Source organism: Actinocrinis puniceicyclus (assembly GCF_018283645.1).
Classification (GTDB): Bacteria; Actinomycetota; Actinomycetes; order Streptomycetales; family Catenulisporaceae; genus Actinocrinis; species Actinocrinis puniceicyclus.
Genome location: NZ_JAGSXH010000106.1, coordinates 1 through 19,610 on the forward strand (window position 1 = coordinate 1; position 19,610 = coordinate 19,610).

The following is a 19,610-nucleotide window of genomic DNA, read 5'->3' on the forward strand; positions in this document are numbered from 1 at the left end:
AGATCAAGCAGTGGACGAACGTGCTCGGGGTGAGTCAGACCCCGTCGTCCACCGACACGCCGGTCTCCGGCTGGACCCGGACCCGCTACAACGACGGCTCCGGAACCACGCAGGTCGAGGCGTACAGCATCGCCGGCGCCGGGCATCAGCTACCGATCAAGGGCTCTGGCATGGCCGGCTACGCCATCCACTTCATGGGCCTGGACGCCGGCTCGTCCGGCGGCGGTGGCGGTGGCGGTGGTAGCACGGGTGCGTTGCACGCGGTGGGTGCGGGCAAGTGCCTGGACGATCCGAACAGCACCACGACGCTGGGTACCCAGCAGCAGATCTACAGCTGCGACGGGCAGGCGAATCAGACCTGGACGCACAACTCCTCCAACGAGCTGACCGTGAACGTGGGCGGCAGCACCCTGTGTCTGGACGCGAACGGCAAGGGCACGACCGCGGGCACGAAGGTGATCGTCTACTCCTGCAACGGCCAGACCAACCAGCAGTGGAACCTCAACTCCAACGGCACCGTCACCGGTGTGCAGTCAGGGCTCTGCCTGGACGTGACCGGAGCCTCCACGGCGAACGGCGCCCTGGTGGAGTTGTGGAACTGTAACGGCGGCAGCAACCAGCAATGGACCCTCGGCTGAGCGGGACGCGCCGTATCCGCCGGCGGATCGTGCGGTAGCCGAGCCCGCCGGCCGAAGAAGCACGTTCTCATCGAGTGGTTCTCCGGCGCACCCCACGCCGGAGAACCACTGCGGCCTGCCACGGCGCCGGTGAATACCACCTCTGATACCGGTTTCGGTGGCCGGGGCACGGGCACGAGGCGGGCACCTACCCGAAGGGAGAGCCTTGTGATCCTCAAGCACCGCAGGCCTCTGATCCCGACCCCGCTCTGGGCGTTCGCCGTCGCCGTGGCCATGGCGGTGGGCGCGGCGGCATCGACCTCGGCGGGCCCGGCGCGGGCCGCCACCGAGACCCTGGTCTGGCAGCAGTACGGGCCGCTGACCGGGTACGGCGTGTCGACCGAGTGCAACCCCGGCGGTACGACGAACTTCCCGTGCGGCCCGTCCGACGTGGCGATCTCCACCGGCAGCGACTCGACCGGCCAGTTCACGCAGGTGACCGCGAACCCCCGCGGGATCGCCACGTTCGTCAACGCCATCGGCAACATCCACCTGACGAATACGACCCCTGACGGACAGCCGATCCGGCTGACCACCTATCGCTACGTGCTGGCCTTCCGGCTGCCGCGCATCCCGACCACCACCAGCGCGCCCTGGATCGGCGAGCAGATGCACGAGATGATCCAGTTCTGGGACGGCTCGAACCGGCTGTGGAACGCGAACAAGCACACCCTGGAGGCCGCGGTCTTCTGGAAGCTCAACCCGTGGGACCCGAACCACGGCAGGGTCATGGTTTACACCACCGGCGGTAACGGCGCGCTGAGCGCCGTGGACACCGGCTTCAGCCTCCCGCTCGACACGAACTGGCACTACTTCGAGATAAACGCCGACCTGCGCAACCGCGTGTGGGCCGGCATCGGGCTCGACGGAACCCAGTGGAACCCGCTGACCAACCTCCCGCTCGCGCAGATCTACCACCCGGACTGGGGCAACGACCTGTCGCTGATCCTGACCGGCGAATCGGAGAACGCCTACCCCGGCTCGACCAACCCGATCGTCACCCAGTGGACTACCGACTTCCGGGACGTCAAGCTCTACCGGCAGGACTGATCCGGGAACATCAGCGAGCTGACCCGAGAACGGGTGCGACGGTTTGTCGGTCCGGCGGCTCGATGCCGCCGGACCGAGCCGCGGCGCCGATCGGCAGCGTTCGCCTGTAACGCTTTCGAGGTTGCCGGACATGTAGGGGTGTGACCAACACTGGTGATGACGTGCCCGATGACGCGGTGACCAGATTCGAGCATTTATATGCCGAGTCGCTGTCGGCCCTCTTCGGCTTCTGCATACGGAGGTGTGAGAGCCGCGAGGACGCGGCCGATCTGGTGGCCGAGGTGTACCTGGTCGCGTGGCGCCGAATCGCGCGGATGCCGCACGGCCAGGAGGCCAGGCTGTGGCTGTTCGCGGTGGCGCACAGGCTGCTGGCGAATCAGGAACGCGCGCTGCGCCGGCAGCGCAACCTCGGTGCGCGGCTGGCACAGCACTGCGCCGACAGCCACGCCCCGGATCCGGCCGAGTTCCTCGACCGCCGAGAGGCGGCCCGCGTCCTTCACGACGCGCTGGCGACCCTCTCGCCGCAGGACAGCGCGCTGATCACGCTCACGGCGTGGGAGGGGCTGAGCGTGGCGGACGCGGGCCGGGTGATCGGGCTGACCGCTGGCGCGGCGCGCGTACGCCTGCACCGGGCCCGAGGCCGCCTGCGCAGGGCGCTGACCGCCGCACAGGCGCCGGTTGAACCGGTGGCACGTGACGCCGCGGACGCGGCGGTGTTCTGGCCCGCTTTGTCCCATGCCACGGTTTCACGTCCCGAGGAGGACTGACATGCCCCGCAACCACCCGGACCTCGACGTCATGCTGCGTGAAGCGGCAACTGTGCACGACAGCGACCTGCCCGCCTTTCCCTCCGCGCTGACCACGCTGCTGGCGCGGGAGACGGTATCGGCATCCTGTGATGCGGCGGACTTCGACGGCGGCGAGACCGCGGCGCGCGGGCGAACCGCGCCGGCGACGCGCGCGCGCCGCCGACGCGTGGCGCTGGGCGCCGCCCTGGTCGCCGGGACGACCCTTGCCGTGACCCTCACGCAGACTCTGGGCGCCGCCGCGCCGGTCGCGTTCGCCGGCTGGCAGCCGGTCCCCACCATGCTCACCGGTGCGGCCGCGCGACAGCAGTTCGACGCCTGCCCGTACTTCAAGAACAAGAGCTTCCCGCCCGAAATCGCACGGAGGCTCGCCCTGCCCCCTTCCTTCTCCCCGGGCCAGACACTGGTCGAGCAGCGCGGACGCGTGGCCTTCATCGTGTTCGCCAACGGCAAGGTGTTCGGTGACTGCATGCTGCTCGACGGGCGCGGCGACGGCGGGGCGATCGGTAACGACGTCCCCCAGCCCTCTGGTGCGGATGTCGTCTCGAACGGCGGTGGTGCGAGCTACACGTTCGACGCCACCGGCGCCCGGGTCGATATCGTCTCCCTGGCAGGGCGCGCCGGACCCGAGGTGTCATCGGTACTGATTCACCGGGCCGACGGCGTAGTGGTCACCGCGACCGTGCACGACGGGCTCTGGGCCGCGTGGTGGCCCGGCACCGTGCTCGCGGCCGAACTGACCGTCTACACCCGCGACGGCCGCAGCCACGACCAACCGGCCCTCGCTTCGCGCTGATCGCGCGGCGCCGTCGGCCTGTCAGGCGGTCGCGGTGCGCGGCGTGCTCGTTCCGATCGCATGCGCGGTTCGGCTGGCCGCAGCGGAGCATCATTCTGAACCGCGACGCGGCGGCAGCGGCGCGCGGCGGGACCGGTCCCGCTTGCGCAGGGTGCTCAGAGACCGCGCCAGGTGGATCGCCAGGGCGACCATTCCCGCCGAGGTGATGATCAAGCCGACGGTGTGGATGCTGATCCCGTAGATCGTGAAGCTGACCGTGTAGGTCAGGATCGCGCCGACCGTGATCGCGACCAGGGCGCCGGTCACGCCCTGCGGCCTCATCGGGCTGAACCCTTGACCGCGCACCGTCGCCGGTCGAGGCGAGCCCCGCAGCTCAGGGCCCGGCCGGCGGTCGGTCGGGAAGGAACCTGTCTCGGCATCGTGCGGACGCCCGTCTCCGGACCACGGCAGCATCCGGTCTCTCATATCTCCCACGGCGACGCCGGAGCGACGACCGGTGTTCGAAATGCCGCGAGCACCCTCGACCCTACTCGGTTTCCGGCGCCGCCGTCCGGCCCGTCTCGCCGGGTGCGCTGGTCACATCCGGCCCGGGTAGTTTCCGGGGACGGTGCGGCAGATGCAGCCTCGGCTCAACCCTCCGGTAACCGTCGCGTCGCAGTACCGGATGGATATCGGGTCGTGTTGATCGTAGGGGTGCCCGCACGTGCACAGGCCGGCCGGGGAGGGCTGGCCGGCGCCATCGGCACCGATCACAACCGGTGTCGCGGCCGTCTGGCTGTTCGCTGTTAGCGGCATGGTCCTCACCGTCTTGAGACGTAGAAGGTCGTGGAACGCGGTGAAGGAGCGTGAGGTCCGGACGCGTCCTGGCGCGCTGGATGCTCTGAGTGTTTCACGGATCGAAGGTGCCGGCCGACAAGCGGACACCGCAGGACCGGCGCGCGGGGTCGGCGGGCCCGGCGCGGGCGGCGTCGATCCGGCTTGGATCACCGATGCTGCGCGCCGCGGCCGCGAGCCGATCGGCGCCCAGCGAAGCAGTGAGAGTACGATGAGTGACACCGAGGGTACTTCGCACGACGGCTTCCTGGCCGGCCTCGCCCCTGGCGAACGGCAATCGGCCCCTAGCGGGCACGGATCGGCACACGATGACAACCCTCGACTTCTCCGATCCCCCGGATGACCGTGCGGCGCCCGCGCCGAGAGCGTCGGCCGGGTTGCGGCTGCGGCGGCGCGAACCGAGCGTCGCCGACGGGTTCGTCGACGGCGCGTGGTGGCCTCGCTCGCTCGACCTGAGCGTCGAACTGCCCCCGCTGCTGGCCGAGTTGAGCCGCGCCGGGCACGACGTCGCGCGGGTCAGCTACGACCCGGCCGCATGGAACCCCGCGCCCGGCGTTCTGGCCGGGCCCGGCCGGCCGGTGACCCTCGACGGCAGCGCGCGGCAGGCGCCGGCGTCGGTCAGCCTCGCCGACATCTCTGGCGCGCGGCACACCGAACTCGTGGTGATAGCGCCGCACACCGATCCGCACGTCGCGCAGCGCGTCCTGGCCCTCGCCCGACTCGGCGGCGACCTGCTTCGCGCCGTCGGCATGATCGAGCGGGCGAACCGTGCCCAGTCTCCGGCCGCGGCCGCGGCACGCGCCGGCCTGCAGGATCCGCTGTCCGCCGCCGTCTGGGAGACCGACGGCGGGCGCGTCCTCGTGCCGTGAGCGGCGCCGCGCCCTACCTCACCGACCTGTTCGAACCGGCCCTCGCTTCTGGAGCATCACCATGGGCGTTCTGATCACCACCATCGTCATCTTCGCGCTGCTGTGCCTGCTCGCGGCCGCGCTCTCCGTGAAGATCGTCAAGCAGTACGAGCAGGGCGTGCTCTTCCGGTTCGGGCGGGTGATCGGCGCGCGCGAACCCGGCTTCCGCGTGATCATTCCGTTCGTCGACGTGCTGCATCGGGTCTCTCTGCGCATCGTCACCCAGCCGATCCAGTCCCAGGGCATCATCACCCGCGACAACGTCAGCGTCGACGTCTCCGCGGTCGCCTACTTCCGCGTCGTCGACGCGATCAAGTCGGTGGTGGCCATCGAGAACGTGCGCGCCGCGATCGACCAGATCGCCCAGACCACGCTGCGCAAGGTCGTCGGGCAGCACACCCTCGACGAGACCCTGTCCGAGACCGACCGGATCAACCTCGACATCCGCAAGATCCTCGACGTGACCACCGTGGAGTGGGGCGTGGAGGTCACCCTCGTCGAACTCAAGGACATCCAGCTGCCCGAGAGCATGAAGCGGGCCATGGCCAAGCAGGCCGAGGCGGAGCGGGAGAAGAGAGCGAAGATCATCAACGCGGAGGGCGAGTCCCTGGCCGCCGCGGCCCTCGGCGACGCCTCGGACACGATGATGGCCCACCCCCTCGCCCTGCAGTTGCGCAATCTGCAGAGCCTGGTGGAGATCGGCGTGGACAAGAACACCACCGTCGTGTTCCCCGCCCCGCTGATGACCACGATCGCCGAGCTCGGCGCGTTCCTGGCCCGGGAAAGCGCCGCGGCGACCCCGGCGTCGCCGCAGGCGGCGCCCAGCACGCAGCGCGCCCCGCTGCGGATGGCGGCGGCCGTCGCGATGCCCGACCCGGACCGCGTCGCACCGACGCGCTAAAGCCAAAGGAGCGCTAAAGGCCCTTCAAAGCTTCAAAGGCGTTTGGTCTGGCCGTCACGACAGATGAGGGCATCCCGCCTGGTTTTGGCGGAAACCGTCACCAAGGGTGGACGGCCGGGCCGCCGCGTCGGGCGGATCCGCATGACGCGGGCCCTGCCGCGGCCCCGGCTTTTACGTCGGCGTCATAGCGGATCTTCGGCCGCGCAACATGCAATGACCAAGATGTTGCCATGACCAAGCCGCCGAAGAACCACCACCGCGAACTGATCGAACTCGCCGCGCTGTTCGTGGCCGCCGGTCTCGCCGACCTGTTCACGGACGTTCTCGGCCATCGGGTCGAGGGCCCCAGCGCCCTGATCATCCTCGGCGTGGTCGTGGCCGCCGTGACCTTCGCCCGCCATCGGCCGGTCGGGCGCGGCGCGCCGCCGCCGCGCGCGGGAAGCGCCGCGCCGTTCCCCGTCGACCCGGCCGACCCGGCGCTCCTGGCCGGACCCAGCGGCCGGCTCTGGCGCGTACGCACCATGGTCGAGGACACGCCGGGCCGGCTCGCCGTGCTCGCGGGCGCCTTCGCCGCGGTCGGTGCCAACATCCTGACGCTGCAGGTCCATCCGTACACCGAAGGGGCGGTCGACGAGTTTCTGGTCGAGGCCCCGGGAGAGGTCGCCGCGCAGCAGCTGGGCGCCGTGGTGGCCGCCGCCGGCGGCGGCCAGGTGCACGTGGAGGCCGCCGACGTGACCGCCCTGGCCGACGTGCCGACTCGCGCGCTGGCCCTCGCGCGCCGCCTCGCCGACGACCCGGGCGAACTGGCCCGCGTGCTGGTCGAACTGCTCGACGCGACCGAGGCGGTATGGCTCGCGCCCGACGAGGCAGCGGGATCAGCGGGATCAGCGGAATCGGCGCGGACGGGCCGCGACGGGCACGGAACCGAGAGCACCGCGATCCGGGTGCACGGACCGAACCCCGCGGTGCTCCTGGTCTCGCGCCCGCAGGTGCCGTTCACCTTCGTCGAGTTCGCCCGGGCGCAGGCGATGGCCGACCTGGCCGCGGCCTTGCACCGGGACGACCCGCCGCCGCCCGCGCCGGGACCCGCCGCGCGGTTGATCGCGGCTGATACAGCACTCTGATCACGCGATCAGGGCGCGGCCGGCCGCGGCGGCGTGCTTCGCCTCACTGCCGCCAGGTCTGGCTGGTGGCGATCTGGGAGAGTTGGGCGATCGTCAGCGCGGGTGCGGGACGAGTCGGGGGGCCGCTCGCGGAAGCGGCGTTGAACTCGAAGACCACGACGCGCAGTCCGTCCGGTCGCAGCGCGTCGACCATCCACTCGACCACGTTTCGCGCGTTCGCAGACGGTTGCCGGGTGACGACCTCCTTCGTGCCGTCCGGCAGCGTCGGGGCGCTGCACACCGCGTTCTGACCGGCACGCGATGCGCAGTTCATCGAGTCGGCCAACGCGGTCATGTTCGGCTGCACGTTGACTTCGAGCGCGCTCTTGCCGTGTCCGTCGTCGACGATGAGTTCGGCCGGCCCGCTCTGGCCGCTTTGATCCGACTTCGTCAGCCCCGAGGGCAGCAGGCCGGTGAGCGTCGCGATGACCTTGGCCCGCCCCATGAACGCCGGCGCGCCACCGGTGTGACCGGCCGGTGCTCTCATCGAGGCGAGCACCGGCTGCCAGACGCTGCTCTGCGCGATCCCGACGAGCCGGTCGGTCGACAGGATCGGATCGGCTGAATCGGTGGTGCTCTTCTCGGCGCCGCCGCCGTACTCGGTGACTTCGATGATCGAGCCGTCGCCGCGGATGGCCACGACCGTCCACATCTGCTGCCCGGAGCCGGTCTGCGGCCGCACGTAGTCCTTGTCCGTGACGAGCAGAGAGCCGTCAGCGAGCGTGCGACTCGAGCAAACTCCGTACGGGTGTTCCACGGACCCCGGGCAAGCACTGTACGACGTGGCCGTCACCGGTGTTCCCGCCGCCACGCGATACAGGGCGACGTCGACCTGTGACGAGCCGCCGCCGATGTGCACCACGACGGAGGCGAACGGAGCGACTGCGTTTAACATGCGGTCCGCCTGTGTGCCGCGGCCCGTCGGGTCGCTGAAGACGGCCCCGGCGGGTAACAGGCTCTCCAGCGAGTTGATCATCCACTGCTCTGATAGGCCTGACGCCGAGGGGCTCGCGCTCGCGCTCGCGGTCGCGGACTCGTGCCGTACCGGGGAGGTCGCGGCGGTGTGCGTCTCCGGGCCGCGCAGGACCTCGGGGCCGATGACGGCGCCGGCGGCCGCGACCAGGCTCAGCGAGGCGGCGAGCGCCGAGAGCCGGACGGCTCGCACGCGCCGCATCCGGCGCCCCGGGCGACGCCGCGAGCCACGAGGTCCCCGGGCGGATCCGGGAACACCTCTGCGGTGGCCCGCAGCGCGCCGGGGAAAAGCTCGTCGAAGTCGCTGGTTGTTCGGCTGACGCGGCGCCAGGACCGGTAGAGCTTGCCCAGTGTTTCCTGCACGAGGTCCTCGGCGAGGTGCCAGTCCCCGGTCAGCACGCATCCCGCGCGGAACAGCCGACCGCTCGTCGCCGTCGCGAACTCTTCGAAGTCCAGCGGCACGTTCCCCACGATGTCCCTCCAAGCGTGCTGACGCCCTTTAAACAGCGGTGGCGGCCGGGTACGTTACAGCCCGTTTTCGTGACCTACATCACATCGCCTGCCGCGCGACCGCGTATGGGTGTTTCAGAACACTAATGAGTGTCAGTGGCGCAATTCGCGCGGCGCGAACCGGGGATCGTCGAAACGTATCTGAGCCCTGGTATGGGCGCGTCAGATGGCTAATTTGCGCCGGGAACCCCCTGCGACTGCGGCGCGGCGCGGTGCTACCGCGCACCGGCCGGTCAGCCGTCCCGCGACTGCGCGTCGTCGTCTCGGGCGGACGGAGTGGTTCCCGGACGCTGGGCCGTGCTGAAGTGGGCCGCGCGGCGGTGCACGCGACGGCGGCGGCGGATGCGCGACGCCGAGGCGGCGGCCGGGTGCGGCGGTACGACGCGGTAGAAGCGGCGCTTGCCGATCTCGATCAGCCCCAGGTAGCAGACCACCATCAGGACGAGGGTGAGGAAGAAGCCGAGCGGCAGCGGGTGGAAGCCCAGGGTGGCGGCCAGGGGCGTGGCGGGAAGTATCGCTCCGACGCCGACCGCGGCGAGCGCGGCGAGCAGGAGCGGCAGGCTGGGCCGGCTGCGGAAGAACGGAATGCGCCGGGTGCGGATCGCGAAGATCACCAGGGTCTGGGTCGCCAGGGACTCCACGAACCACCCGGAGCGGAACTGGGCCGGCCCGGAGTGGAAGACCCAGAGCATGACCCCGAAGGTGGCGAAGTCGAACACCGAGCTGATCGGCCCGAAGAACACCATGAAGCGGCGGATGAACGCGATGTCCCAGTGTGAGGGACGGGCGAGCTGCTCGGGATCGACCTCGTCGGTGGGGATGGCCAGCTGGCTGGAGTCGTACAGCAGGTTGTTGAGCAGGATCTGGGACGGCAGCATCGGCAGGAAGTGCAGGAACAGCGACGCCCCGGCGGCGCTGAACATGTTGCCGAAATTGCTTGACGTGCCCATCAGCACGTACTTGACGGTGTTGGCGAAGATGCGGCGGCCTTCCACGACCCCGTCGGCCAGCACGCCCAGGTCCTTCTCCAGCAGGATCACATCGGCCGCGTCCTTGGCCACGTCGCTGCCGGAGTCGACGGAGATGCCCACGTCGGCGGCGTGCAGCGCCAGCGCGTCGTTGACCCCGTCGCCGAGGAACGCCACGCCGACCCCGCTGGTGCGCTGGGCGCGCACGATCCGGGCCTTGTGCTCCGGGCTCACCCGGGCGAAGACCATGGTGCCGGGCACGGCCGCGGCCAGCTGCGCGTCATCCATGGCGTCCAGGTCCGCGCCGCTCAGCGCGCCGCCGTCCGGCAGCCCCAGGTCGCGGCACACCTTGGTCGCGACGACCGGGTTGTCGCCCGTGATGACCTTGACGGCTACGCCGAGCGCGGCGAGCCGCTCCAGCGCCGCGCGCGCCGAGGTCTTCGGCGCGTCCAGGAAGACCAGGAACCCGGCCAGGGTCAGGTCCTTCTCGTCGCCGGGCCCGAGCGCGGCCGCCGCGGGCGCCGGGCGGCCGGCCACCGCGATGACCCGGTTGCCGGCCGCGAATTCACGGTCAAGGGCCTCGCGGGCGCTCTGCGGCACCCGGACGCAGCGCTCCAGGACGGCCTCCGGCGCCCCCTTGGTGATCAGGGTTCGCATGCCGCCGGGCTCCTCGACCAGCACCGAGGTCATCCTGCGCTGATGGTCGAACGGCAGGATCGCCAACCGCGCGGTGCCGCGCGAGCCGTCGGTGGCGGCGCCGGCGGCCGGGGAACGCCACAGGGCGACGTCCAGCGGATTGCCTCCCACCGCGAGGCCCTGCTCAAGGCTCGCCTCGTTGCACAGCAGGCCCCAGCGCAGCGGCCCGTCGTCGATCTGCCCGTCGGCGCCGAGCGAGCGCATGAAGCTGATCTGCCCCTCGGTCAGCGTCCCGGTCTTGTCAGTGAACAGCACGTCCACGTCGCCGAGGTCCTCGATGCACACCAGCCGTTTGACCAGGACCTTGAGTTTGGCCAGGCGGCGCGACCCGTCGGCCAGGCTGGTCGAGACGACCGCGGGCAGCAGTTGCGGGGTGATGCCGACCGCGATGGCGAGGGAGAAGAGCAACGCGTCGATGACCGGCCGGTGCAGGACCACGTTGATCACGAAGATCGACACGGTGAGCGCCGCGGCGACCTCGGCGAGCAGCATCGAGAAGCGGCGCAGCCCGACCTGGAACTCGGTCTGGGGCTGATGCGCGCCCAGCCCGAAGGCGATCTTCCCGAACTCGGTGCGCCCACCGGTCGCCACCACCGCGCCCAGGCCGCTGCCGGACTGCACCACGGTGCCCATGAACGCGCAGTCGGCGCGTTCGGCCAGCGGCGCGCCCGCCGCGACCGGTTCGGCGCTCTTGTCGGCGGGCAGCGATTCGCCGGTCAGCATCGACTCGTCGCACTCCAGCCCGGCGGAATCGACCAACCGGACGTCCGCCGGGACGATCTCGCCGAGCCGCAGTTCCACCAGGTCGCCGGGTACCAGGGCGGTGACGTCCACCAAGCCGGTCCGGCCGCCGCGTCGCACCAGGACCTGGTGGCTGATCTGCGCGTGCAGCGCCGCGGCGGCCTGCTCCGCCCGCAACTCGTTGACGAACCCGAGGCCGACGGACAGCAGCAGGATCGCCCCGATGATCAGCGCGTCGCTGCGCTCGCCGACGAAGTACGACGCCACCGCGGCGATCGCCAGCAGCCCGAGCAGCGAGGAACGCAACTGGTGCCACAGCACCAGCCACACGCCCGTTCCGTGGGACGCCACCGCGTTGGGACCGAACCGCTCCAGCCGCCGCGCCGCCTCGGCGTCGGACAGCCCGCCCGCGTCCGTGCCAAGACGGGTCAGCACCTCGTCAGCGGACAGGACGCTCGCGTCGGCCGTGTCGAGGTCGCCCGGCCGCGGCCCGGTGCGGCTTTCCGCCGCGGGCGCCACCGTCGTCATCGCGCGCCGCCGGGCGCCGGGCGCCGATCACGCGGCGCGGTGGCCGCGGACTGCGCGCGCCGCCTGATCCCGCGCAGCATCCCGCGGCTCATCAGGAAGCTGACTCCCTCGGCCGGTTCGACCAGGAGCGCCGCCCAGGGCCGGGTGTATCCGTACCGCTCGCGCACCAGCAGCCTCGTCGTCTCGCCCGGCTCGCCGCGCAGGACGAACGCCCAGGTGAAGTCGTACGGGGCCGCTGTGCCGCCGAGCGGGACCGCGCCGCGCAGCACGAGCGATCGGCCGCGGTCCAGCAGGGCCACGTCGAGTCCGACCCGAGGCGCGAGCATGACCCGGTCGCCGACCGCGACGTCCTGCCATTGCGGCACCACCCGCGCGGCGCTGTGGATGTCGCAGCCGACCAGGTTCTCCAGCAGGTCGTAGCTGTAGAACCCGCCGCGACCCTGTCCCAGTTGCGCTATCCACGGCCAGACCTGGTCGGCCGGCGCGTGGATCGTGATGGCGCGGGTCGCGAGCAGATCCGCGTCGGCGATCAGTTCGTCGCCGGGCAGCGGCCCGGCGCACTCCTGCGCGGTGGCGCCCCACCGCAGGTGCCACGGTCTGCCGACGGACCAGTAGGCGGCCAGCGCGCCCGCGAGCAGACCCGAGCCGGCAAGAGGTCTCGCGGTCATCTGGCTCTACCCTTCGTCTCCGGCTCGCCGCCGGTGCAGCGGTGCGCGCCGTCCAGGGTGCGCGCTGTCCACAGTGCGGCCATCAGCCTCTGCGCGACAGGGCCGCGCGGCCCCGATCGGGCTGGGCGAAGGGCCCCCCGCCCGCCGCACGATGGACCGCCACCGCACGGTCGCCGACGGGTGCGGTAGCTTTCCCGGGTACCGGTTGGCGTCCGCGGCGCGCGACGTTCGCGGCCCGCGGGACGAACCACAACGGGAAGACGGGCTGTGTGATGATCGGTCGCAAACGGATCGCGTTCCAGGGCGAGCCGGGAGCCAACTCCCACATCGCCTGCCGCGAGGTGTACCCGGAGTTCGAGGCCGTCTCATACACCACCTTCGACGAGGGCTTCGCGGCTCTTGAGGCGGGCGACGTGGATCTGGCGATGATCCCCGTGGAGAACTCGACCGCGGGACGCGTCGCCGACATCCACCGGTTGCTGCCGCAGTCCCCGCTGCACATCATCGGCGAGCACTTCCTGCGGATCGAGCACTGCCTGCTCGCGGTGCCCGGGGCGGCCGAGGAGAACCTGCTCACCGCGCACAGCCATCCGCAGGCGCTGGCGCAGTGCCGCGAGTCGCTGACCGCGCTGGGTCTGACGCCGGTGGTCTCGGCCGACACCGCGGGTGCCGCGCGCGAGGTCGCGCAGGCGGGGGATCCGACCCGGGGCGCGATCGCGTCACGGCTGGCCGGTGAGATCTTCGGATTGCAGGTCGTGCGGGAGGGCCTGGAGGACCATCCGCACAACACCACGCGTTTCATCATCCTGTCACGCAGCGAACTGCGGGCGGCGGCGGGCGTCGGCCCGATCGTCACCACGCTGGTGTTCAAGGTGCGCAACCGGCCGGCCGCGCTGTACAAGGCGCTCGGCGGTTTCGCCACCAACGGGGTCAACATGACCAAGCTCGAAAGCTGCATGGTCAGCGGCCAGTTCTTCGCCACGCAGTTCCTCGCGGACATCGAGGGCCACCCCGACGAGGTCCCGACCGGCAACGCGCTGGAGGAGCTCGGCTATTACGCGGATTACCGGATCCTCGGGGTCTACCGGGCCAACCCGGTGCGCGACTTCTACAAGTCGGCTCTGGCGGCGGCGCCGCCAACGGCGGACCCGACCGGACGCGCGGAGAACCCGCGGGACCTGGCTTCCCACCTGGCCGCCGTCACCAGCATTTGAGGCCGAAAGGGGCGCACCGGCCGCCCGCGACGGCGGCTCAGGACCGCCAGGTGTCGTTGAAGGTGATCGATCCGGACGAACCGGTCGTGTAGTAGCGGTTGGCCCCGCTCTCCCAGGTGACGTTCCCACTCGAGTCGATCTTGATGTACTTGTACTCGAGGTAGGTGTTCGCCGGCACGCTGAGCGCGGCGGTCCAGTACGGGTAGTTCCGCGAGGAGAGCGCGACGGCGTTCGCCGGGCTCCAGCTGCCGAGCGCCGGGATCGAGCCGACGATGTAGACGTTCTGGCCCCAACTCGTCGTCGCGTTCGCGTTGACGTTCACGGTGAAGGTGGCGGTGGACGGCCCCGACACCCGGCTGCCGCGGTCGATCGCCACGGCGTCGTGCGCCGGGACCGTGACCGTCGCGCGATTGCCGGACACCGTCACGGTCGGGCCCGTGCACGTCCCGCCCGACACCGAGCCGTGGATGATGTCGCAGTAGGTTCCGTCCGGCAGGCCGGTGGTGAAGGTGCGGGTCTGCGCGGACGACTCGTTGTCGAGGGAGATCCACGCGTCCGGGCCCCGCGAGAACGCGATCAGGTTCGTGCCGTCGGTGTACCAGTTGGCCACCGGGTCGCCGCCGGCGAGCGCGAGGTTGTGCCAGCCGACCATGTTCGCCACGCCGGTGATCCGGTCGGTGCAGTACCAGCCGCTGCTGCAGTTCGTGCCGGTCACGTACCCGTTGGCGTCCGAAGGCGGTGAGTCGCCGGTGTTGTTCCAGGTGAAGCCGGAGTACACCTGGGGCGTGCCGAACCCCCAGGCCAGCAGGAACTCGGTGGCCAGGACATAGGTGGCGCCGTTCTTGTAGCTCAGGTTCGAGCCGTCCCGCTCGGTGTCGTGGTTGTTGACGAACGTGGACGAGTAGGCGCCCGGGATCAGGCTCCACGAGGAGAACCCGCCGAAGTCGGCGATGTCGCCGGTGAACTGGGTCTTGATCGCGTCGGCGTAGTCGAAGCCGATCAGGCTGCCGGTGTTCTCGAAGGAACTCGGCTGCAACTGCGTGTTCGAACTGCCGAACGCCACCTCCTGGACGATGTAGACCGGCTGCCCGGTCGTCGTGTCCTTGTTCAGCAGCGATTCGAGGGCGGCCAGATCCGTGTGGCCGATGTGCTTGGCGGCGTCGAGACGAAAGCCGTCCACGCCGTAGCCGATCAGCTTGTTGAGGTACGCGGCCTCGGTGCTGCGTACGTATGCCGACTCAGTACGCAGATCCGGTAGCGCATCGAGCTCGCACTCGGTGACCTGCGTGTAGTCGTTCCAGTCGGTGATCTGGTCCGAGGAGACCGGGCAGTCGTTCGGGTAGTTGTGGAAGTCCGGCGACGAGTACGCAGGGTACGACGACCCCGGAGTGTAGCTCGCGCCGCCGTAGCTGGTGTCGTTTCCGTCCTGCCTGGCCATGTGGTTGAGGACGGCGTCGACGTAGACCTTCACGCCCGCCTGGTGGCACGCGCCGACCATGGCCCTGAACTGCGCGTCGTCGCCCATGCGGCTGGTCAGGTCGTAGTCGACCGGCTGGTAGATCTCCCACCACGGGTGCCCGTCCGCCGCGTCGGTCATCGAGTCCTCGGGCGGGGCGACCTGGACCGCCGCGTATCCGTCCGGGCCCAGCACGTTCGTGCACTCCGACGCCACCGAGTTCCAGTTCCACATGAACAGGTTGGCGGTCACGTCCTTGGCCGGGCTGCTCGCGAGCGCCGGCGCGGCGGCGCTCACCAGGCTGACGGGGACGGCCGTCGCGGCGACCAGAGCGGCGGCGACGGCGAGGGATCGTCCGGGGTGACGGCGCATCATCGCTCCATCTCAGCGCCCTACGACGCACGCAGATGCCTCATACACAACGCGCTGGTGACGGTACACCGCCGTCGGCCGCCCGGGAAGCGGCGGACGGGTGCACGGGAAGCGGCGGACGGGTGCACGGCCGCGCCGCACACTCGCGGGGCGCGGCGGTTTCCGGCTGCCGCACAGCCGGAAACCGCCGCGCTGCGGCCGCGCCGCCGGGGCCGCGCCGCCGGGGCCGCGCCGTCGGCACCGACTGCGGCCGCGCGGCTATCGGCCCAGCCACCCGCCGTCGACCGGGATCAGCGCCCCGTGCACGTAATCCGAGGCGGCGGAGGCGAGGAACACGGCGACGCCGGCGAAGTCCTCGGGCCGCGCCCAGCGTCCCGCGGGGATGCGGGCCACGATCGCCTGGAACCGGACCGGGTCATCGCGCAGCGCCTGGGTGTTGTCGGTCTCGACATAGCCGGGCACGATCGCGTTCACGTTCACCCCGTGGCCGGCCCACTCGTTGGCCAGCGCCCGGGTGAGCCCGGCGATCCCGGACTTGGCCGCGGCGTAACCGGGTACGTTGATGCCTCCCTGGAAGCTGAGCAGCGACGCGGTGAAGATGATCTTCCCGTGCCCCTGTTCCAGCATGCGGCGGCCCACCTCGCGGGAAAGAACGAACTGGCTGCTCAGGTCGACCTCCAGGACGCGGTCCCAGTCGGCGTCCGGGTGCCGCGCGGCCGGGGCGCGCGCGATGGTGCCGGCGTTGTTGACCAGGATGTCCACCGGGCGGCCCGGTTCGGCCAGTTCGCGGGCCAGGTTGAGCACGGCGCCGCGGTCGGCGAAGTCGGCGCTCAGACAGCGGCACGCGCGGCCGAGGGCGGTGACGCGCTTCTCCACCTCGCTGCCGGAGGCTTCCAGGTGCGCGCTCACCGCGACGATGTCGGCCCCGGCCGCGGCCAGCGCCTCGGCGACGGCCAGGCCGATGCCGCGGCGCGCGCCGGTCACCACGGCCAGTTTCCCGCTCAGGTCGAATGTGGACAGGTGCGAGTGGTTCATCGTGCTTCCGTTCCCTCGGCGCGGCAGTCGATCAGGATCTTCATGCCGCCGGCGCCGGATTCGAGGGCGTGGAACGCCTGCGAGCAGCGGCCCAGCGGTTCGACGCGGGAGATCAGGTCCGCGGCGGGAATCGCGCCTTCGGCCAGCAGGCTGACGGCCTGCTCGAAATCGGCGCGCTGGTAGAGGCGCGCGCCCAGCAGGGTCAGTTCGCGCCAGAAGAAGCGGTGCAGGTTGACCTCGCGCGGGCCGGTGTGGATGGCGACCTGGACCATCCGCCCGCGGGTGGCCAGAGCGTCGACGGCGGTGGTCACGCCGGCGGCGGCGCCGGAGACCTCGAAGGCCACCGCGGCGCCCGCGCCGCGGCTCCACAGCGCGACCCCCTCGGCCGGATCCTCGGCGCCCGGGTCGAGCGTGGCCAGGCCGAGGCTCTCGGCCACGGCCCTGCGGTTCGGGTCGGGTTCGACCACGAGCACGTCGGCCTCGCCGCGCCGGGCCACGAGCGCGATCAGCAGCCCGATCGGGCCGCCGCCGACCACCAGCGCCTGCTCGCCCGGCTCGATCCGCGCGCGTCGCACGTCGTGCACGGCCACGGCGATGGGTTCCACCAGCGCGGCGTGGTCCAGGGGCAGTTGCCGGGGCAGCCGGACGAGTGTCCCGGCCGGTACCGTCCAGCTGTTCTGCAGGGATCCGGCGGCGTCGATGCCGAGGAAGACCAGGCGGTGGCAGATGTGCCCGTGGCCCGCCAGGCAGGCGGGGCACTGCCCGCACGAGGTCAGCGGCATCACGGTGACGTGGTCGCCGGGCTGCCAGTCGGTGACGCCGGGGCCGACCTCGGCGACGCGTCCGGACATCTCGTGCCCGATGACCCCGGGCGGTTTGACCCGCCCGTCCATGTCGCCGTGGTAGATGTGCAGGTCCGTCCCGCAGATCCCGGTGAAGGCGACGTCAACGCGCACCTGGCCGGCCTGGGGCGGCGCGGTCTCGGCGGGTTCGAGTGCCAGGGTGCGGGCACCGGTGTACACGATACGTTGTGCGGTCACGCTGGGGGCTCCTCGCTCAGATGCCAGATCTCGGTCAGGTCGGACCAGTTTCCGCCGGCGCCGGTGTCGGGCCACGGCTCCTGGCAGGGGTCGGTCAGCTGCCACCATTGCCGGGTCTGCGGGTCGGCGCCGATCGCGGCGAGATCGGACGCGAAGTCCTCGCCGTGGTACTCGAAGTAGCCGAACAGCGTGTCGCCGCGCAGGAAGATGCTGTAGTTGCGGATGTTCGCGGCGCGCAGGGCGGCCTCGACACCGGGCCAGACCCGCCGGTGCAGCTCGAGGTACTCCTCGCGGCGTTCGGGACGCAGCCGGATGGTCTGGGCGACCCGTCTCATGGGTGTTCCTTTCGTGCCGGCGACAGCGCGGACGCGGCATAGTCGAGTCGGTATATACGTGTCGCGTTGTCGTGCAGCACCGCGGCGGCGTCCTGCGCCGGATACGCGGCGAGCGCGGTGCGCACGAGGTCGAGCCAGTCCTCGTACGATGTCGCCAGGGTCATCACCGGCCAGTCGCTGCCGTACATGCAGCGCCCGGGCCCGAAGGCGTCCAGGGCCTCGCGCAGCACGGCGACAAGCGACGGCCGCGTCGCGTCCGGGGCCACCTCGGTCATCAGGCCCGAGAGCTTGCACACGACGTTATCCAGCCCCGCCAGCCGCCGCAGGTCCTGTCGCCAGGACGACTCGCCGCACCCGAAGGCGGACCGAGGCTTGCCGAGGTGGTCGACGATGATCGTGGTCTGCGGGCAGGCCGCGGCCAGCCGCGCCAATTCAGGCAGCTGATGTTCCCGGACGCAGGCGTCGAAGGGGAGCGAGACCTCGCCCAGCGTCCGGATTCCCGCGCGGAAACACGCGTCCGCGGTGAACCCGTCGGCCTCGTCCTGGAGGTTGCGGCGCACCCCGACCACGAACGGGTCGTCCGCGTGGTGACGCAGCGCGGCGGCGGTCCGTCCCTGGTGCTCGAGCGGGACGTGCGCGACGGCGCCGAGGATCCAGGGGTTTCGGCGGGCCTCGTGGCGGATCCAGGAGATCTCCTCCTGCGCCTGCTGCGGGCTCCTGCCCGCCTCCATGAAGATCGCGCCGGCCGGAGCGCAGCCGGAGCGGACGAGGTCTTCGGCCGTCAACGCGCGGTTGAGCGCCGGCGCCTCGCCGAGCCAGGGATAGCTCAGGCGCCGGGGATCCCAGAAGTGCAGGTGCGAGTCGATGACCGCCGCAGCAGCAGCCGCGTCACCGCGGGTTGTCAGGGCTGCCGGGCCTGTCGGGCCTGCCGGGGCGCCGGGGGTCCTGTTCACGCTGCCGCGCCCGGATGCTGGTTCTCCGGGCGGCCGCTGACCCAGCCCACGTCGCGGATCGGCGCCAGGAGCAACTCGACCTCGCGCAGGAGTTGCTCGTCCAGCGGCTCCTCGACCCAGCGCACGTTGCGGCTCACGTCGCTGGGATGACTGGCGCCGACGACGGTGCTCGCCGAGTCGCCCGTGGCGAGCGCGAACTGGAGCGCGAGGCGGGCCAGGTCCCCGCCGCGAGCCGCGCACAGCCTGGCCGCGGCCGCGCAGTGTTTGAGAACCGCTGCGCGCGCCGGATGCCACGGCGGCGGCCCCTGCGGCGTCAGCGCGCCCATCGCGAGGGGCGCCGCGTTGATCACGCCGATCCCCTGGGCGGCGAAACGCCGCAGCCACGGGGTGAGCCTGCGGTCCTGCAGGGTGTATTGGCAGTAGGACATGATCGTGTCGACCTCGGCCCGGTCGGCGACATACGCGAGGGCGGGCAAAGGGTAGCCGGTGATGCCGACGCAGCGGACCAGCCCGGCGTCCTGGAGCCCGCGCAGCGCGGGCAGGGTCTCCCCGGCGATCTGGTCGAGGTCGCCGAACTCGATGTCGTGGCACTGGATCAGGTCGAGGTGGTCGGTGCCGAGCCGGGTCAGGCTCTCGCGGACGCTGCGGGCGACCCGTGCGGCGCTGAAGTCGAAGTCGTGCTCGCCGTAGCGGCCGACCTTGGTGGCCAGTACGTAGCTTGATCGCTCGATGCCGTGCAGCGCCTTGCCCAGCACCGTCTCGGCGGCGGTCGCGCCGTAGAAGGGGGCGACGTCGAAGAAGTCGATGCCGAGGTCCAGGGCTTTGTGCACGGCCTCGATGCCGTCGCGTTGCGCGAACGGACCGTACACGGCGCCCAGCGGGGAGGCACCGAATCCGAGCTCGGATACCTCCAGGCCGGTGCGGCCGAGCTTTCGCCGCTTCATAGAGACCCTCCCTCCATGGAGGCGGGGGTGCGCGGCGGCCGGC

At 71.2% G+C, this 19,610-nt stretch carries 19 protein-coding genes and 1 pseudogene; 8 read left to right on the plus strand and 12 right to left on the minus strand.

The features are described from left to right. The 4 genes from KGA66_RS30430 to KGA66_RS22685 all read left to right on the plus strand — a co-directional run. A partial coding sequence (locus KGA66_RS30430; RefSeq protein ID WP_246508343.1) for a ricin-type beta-trefoil lectin domain protein occupies positions 1-638 on the plus strand: 638 nt, incomplete at its 5' end. A gap of 207 nt (positions 639-845) precedes the next feature. After that, positions 846-1,727, plus strand: a complete 882-nt coding sequence (locus KGA66_RS22675) for a hypothetical protein (RefSeq protein WP_211470372.1) — start codon at positions 846-848, stop codon at positions 1,725-1,727. A 140-nt stretch (positions 1,728-1,867) separates the two neighbouring features. Continuing rightward, the gene (locus tag KGA66_RS22680) at positions 1,868-2,494 is read left to right on the plus strand and encodes an RNA polymerase sigma factor (protein WP_211470373.1); all 627 of its coding nucleotides are present in this window, start codon (positions 1,868-1,870) and stop codon (positions 2,492-2,494) included. Position 2,495: 1 nt separating this feature from the next. Further along, positions 2,496-3,329 (plus strand): hypothetical protein, encoded by an 834-nt coding sequence (locus KGA66_RS22685; protein WP_211470375.1) that lies wholly within the window; start codon positions 2,496-2,498, stop codon positions 3,327-3,329. 90 nt (positions 3,330-3,419) lie between these two features. Here KGA66_RS22685 and KGA66_RS22690 read toward each other — a convergent pair whose 3' ends face one another. Further along, positions 3,420-3,650, minus strand: a complete 231-nt coding sequence (locus KGA66_RS22690; RefSeq protein ID WP_211470377.1) for a hypothetical protein — start codon at positions 3,648-3,650, stop codon at positions 3,420-3,422. A 255-nt stretch (positions 3,651-3,905) separates the two neighbouring features. Further along, positions 3,906-4,124, minus strand: coding sequence for an RGCVC family protein (locus KGA66_RS32215; RefSeq protein ID WP_211470379.1), 219 nt, complete (start codon positions 4,122-4,124; stop codon positions 3,906-3,908). Positions 4,125-4,471: 347 nt separating this feature from the next. Here KGA66_RS32215 and KGA66_RS22700 point away from each other — a divergent pair, with 347 nt between their 5' ends. The 3 genes from KGA66_RS22700 (at position 4,472) to KGA66_RS22710 (ending at position 7,096) form a co-directional block, all read left to right on the plus strand. Then, positions 4,472-5,032, plus strand: a complete 561-nt coding sequence (locus KGA66_RS22700) for a DUF5994 family protein (RefSeq protein ID WP_211470381.1) — start codon at positions 4,472-4,474, stop codon at positions 5,030-5,032. Positions 5,033-5,093: 61 nt separating this feature from the next. Next, the gene (locus KGA66_RS22705) at positions 5,094-5,972 is read left to right on the plus strand and encodes a slipin family protein (RefSeq protein WP_211470383.1); all 879 of its coding nucleotides are present in this window, start codon (positions 5,094-5,096) and stop codon (positions 5,970-5,972) included. A gap of 230 nt (positions 5,973-6,202) precedes the next feature. Beyond that, positions 6,203-7,096, plus strand: a complete 894-nt coding sequence (locus KGA66_RS22710; RefSeq protein WP_211470385.1) for a hypothetical protein — start codon at positions 6,203-6,205, stop codon at positions 7,094-7,096. A 43-nt stretch (positions 7,097-7,139) separates the two neighbouring features. On the opposite strand, the gene KGA66_RS22715 is transcribed toward KGA66_RS22710, so the two are convergent. The 4 genes and pseudogenes from KGA66_RS22715 to KGA66_RS22730 all read right to left on the minus strand — a co-directional run bounded on the left by KGA66_RS22715 (position 7,140) and on the right by KGA66_RS22730 (position 12,218). Further along, complete coding sequence (locus KGA66_RS22715; protein WP_211470387.1) at positions 7,140-8,300, minus strand: hypothetical protein; 1,161 nt, start codon at positions 8,298-8,300, stop codon at positions 7,140-7,142. Between the two features lie 119 nt (positions 8,301-8,419). Further along, positions 8,420-8,581, minus strand: a pseudogene (locus KGA66_RS32220) (sigma factor); the annotation flags it as partial. 269 nt (positions 8,582-8,850) lie between these two features. Beyond that, positions 8,851-11,550, minus strand: coding sequence for a magnesium-translocating P-type ATPase (gene mgtA / locus KGA66_RS22725; RefSeq protein WP_211470389.1), 2,700 nt, complete (start codon positions 11,548-11,550; stop codon positions 8,851-8,853). Next, a complete protein-coding gene (locus tag KGA66_RS22730) occupies positions 11,547-12,218 on the minus strand; it encodes a hypothetical protein (RefSeq protein WP_211470391.1) in 672 nt (223 codons plus the stop codon). The genes mgtA and KGA66_RS22730 overlap by 4 nt, the downstream gene beginning before the upstream one ends. A 272-nt stretch (positions 12,219-12,490) precedes the next feature. On the opposite strand from KGA66_RS22730, the gene KGA66_RS22735 reads away from it, so the two are divergent. After that, positions 12,491-13,432 (plus strand): prephenate dehydratase, encoded by a 942-nt coding sequence (locus tag KGA66_RS22735; RefSeq protein WP_211470393.1) that lies wholly within the window; start codon positions 12,491-12,493, stop codon positions 13,430-13,432. 37 nt (positions 13,433-13,469) lie between these two features. On the opposite strand, the gene KGA66_RS22740 is transcribed toward KGA66_RS22735, so the two are convergent. The 6 genes from KGA66_RS22740 to KGA66_RS22765 all read right to left on the minus strand — a co-directional run bounded on the left by KGA66_RS22740 (position 13,470) and on the right by KGA66_RS22765 (position 19,567). Then, complete coding sequence (locus tag KGA66_RS22740; RefSeq protein WP_246508345.1) at positions 13,470-15,260, minus strand: carbohydrate-binding module family 20 domain-containing protein; 1,791 nt, start codon at positions 15,258-15,260, stop codon at positions 13,470-13,472. A 258-nt stretch (positions 15,261-15,518) separates the two neighbouring features. Next, positions 15,519-16,295: an SDR family oxidoreductase gene (locus tag KGA66_RS22745; RefSeq protein ID WP_211470397.1), complete on the minus strand. Its 777-nt coding sequence runs from the start codon at positions 16,293-16,295 to the stop codon at positions 15,519-15,521. Further along, positions 16,292-17,335, minus strand: coding sequence for a zinc-dependent alcohol dehydrogenase (locus tag KGA66_RS22750; protein WP_211470399.1), 1,044 nt, complete (start codon positions 17,333-17,335; stop codon positions 16,292-16,294). Before KGA66_RS22750 ends, KGA66_RS22745 begins: the two co-directional genes overlap by 4 nt. Further along, positions 17,332-17,670 carry an L-rhamnose mutarotase gene (locus tag KGA66_RS22755; RefSeq protein ID WP_211470401.1) on the minus strand — a complete coding sequence of 113 codons (339 nt, stop codon included), beginning with the start codon at positions 17,668-17,670 and terminating at the stop codon, positions 17,332-17,334. Before KGA66_RS22755 ends, KGA66_RS22750 begins: the two co-directional genes overlap by 4 nt. Next, the gene (locus KGA66_RS22760; protein ID WP_211470402.1) at positions 17,667-18,623 is read right to left on the minus strand and encodes an amidohydrolase family protein; all 957 of its coding nucleotides are present in this window, start codon (positions 18,621-18,623) and stop codon (positions 17,667-17,669) included. The genes KGA66_RS22755 and KGA66_RS22760 overlap by 4 nt, the downstream gene beginning before the upstream one ends. After that, positions 18,620-19,567, minus strand: a complete 948-nt coding sequence (locus tag KGA66_RS22765; RefSeq protein WP_211470404.1) for an aldo/keto reductase — start codon at positions 19,565-19,567, stop codon at positions 18,620-18,622. Before KGA66_RS22765 ends, KGA66_RS22760 begins: the two co-directional genes overlap by 4 nt. Positions 19,568-19,610: the final 43 nt, after the last annotated feature.